The organism is Pantoea wallisii (assembly GCF_002095485.1).
In the GTDB taxonomy this organism is placed as follows: Bacteria; Pseudomonadota; Gammaproteobacteria; order Enterobacterales; family Enterobacteriaceae; genus Pantoea; species Pantoea wallisii.
Map to the genome: position 1 here is coordinate 1 of NZ_MLFS01000133.1, position 1,142 is coordinate 1,142.

Annotated in this window: 1 protein-coding gene and 1 pseudogene; both read right to left on the bottom strand. The window is 61.4% G+C overall.

Features of this window, described 5'->3' with window-relative positions:
* Nucleotides 1-203 (bottom strand): annotated as a pseudogene (locus HA48_RS21905) (GlxA family transcriptional regulator); the annotation flags it as partial.
* A gap of 82 nt (nucleotides 204-285) precedes the next feature.
* Nucleotides 286-1,062 (bottom strand): MBL fold metallo-hydrolase, encoded by a 777-nt coding sequence (locus HA48_RS21910; RefSeq protein WP_128603178.1) that lies wholly within the window; start codon nucleotides 1,060-1,062, stop codon nucleotides 286-288.
* Between the last annotated feature and the right edge of the window lie 80 nt (nucleotides 1,063-1,142).

A 1,142-nucleotide genomic window follows, 5' to 3' on the forward strand; every position in this document is an offset into this window, starting at 1 on the left:
GCCGCATCGAGCCGCTCCAGCCCGTGCTTCACGTTGATGGAAATACCGCTATCGGACGCCACGACGCCGGGTTGCTCTGCACAGATATCCACGCTGAACAGGCCAGGCTCGGGCATCGCCTTGTCGAAAACCATGGACGGCACAGAAAAGTGAAACGGGCTGAAGCCCGGCGTGGCGATAACGACAACGTGCAGCGTGGACATAATTTGTACCCTTACTGATGTAAACCGCGATGATTACCTGCTTTTTCAGCCTGACGGGCGGCAGTCCGGGTGCGCTTTTGCGTCAGAAGTTCAGCGTCTCGCCATCTTCCGGCACCCGTACCCGGTCCTGAATGCCGTTTTCCGCTGCAAAGGCGCGCAGCTCGTCCCGGCTCAGCAGGCAGTGGTTGACGGCCTCCATGTGCGATGCCACCACCGTGGCCGACGGCAGCACCTCCAGCGTGCGCAGCGCGTCCTGCTTACCCATGATGATGGCACCGATTCCGTCCACCGTCGCCAGGCCCATGTTCAGCACCACCACGTCAGGCGCGTGTTTTTCCAGGCTCTCCGCATACGACGGAACCCAGATGGTGTCACCGGCCACGTACAGCGTCTTTTCACCTGCCAGCGAAAACACCAGGCCGCATGCGTCGCCCAGGCGTTCGGCAACCTCGGGAATGGCGTACGCCTCATCGCTGCCGTGCTGGCCGTCGGTTGTTGCAACGTTGATGCCCGCAATGACGTTGGTGTCCGCCAGCACGCTGACTGCCGTGAAGCCCTGCGAGCGCAGCAGCGCCGCGTCGCTCTCATTCTGCGTGTAAATCACCCGATCTTTCGGGATCAGCTGCTGCGCCGCCTCGTCCCAGTGATCCTGATGCGTGTGCGTCACGATAATCACGTCCACGTCCAGCAACGCTTCCACGGTCAGCGGCAGCGCGACCATCGGGTTGCGCAGGTGCGAACGCGCGGTGCCGGGAAAACCGGGCCAGGCGTCTTTGTCAGAGAGCATCGGATCGATGAGGAAGCGGACGCCGGCATAGTCGAGCTTCAGAGTGGCGTTACGTATTTGAGTGAGCTGCATTCTTTACTCCGTCAGGAAAACCGCAGCCGTGCGGTCTGTACATTGAGCGGGCAGTATAAAAAAGGCGCCGTACCGGGCGT

Coding starts and splice junctions, on each gene's coding strand:
- HA48_RS21910 (WP_128603178.1), bottom strand. CDS start 1,062: ATGCAGCTCACTCAAATACGTAACGCCACTCTGAAGCTCGACTATGCC.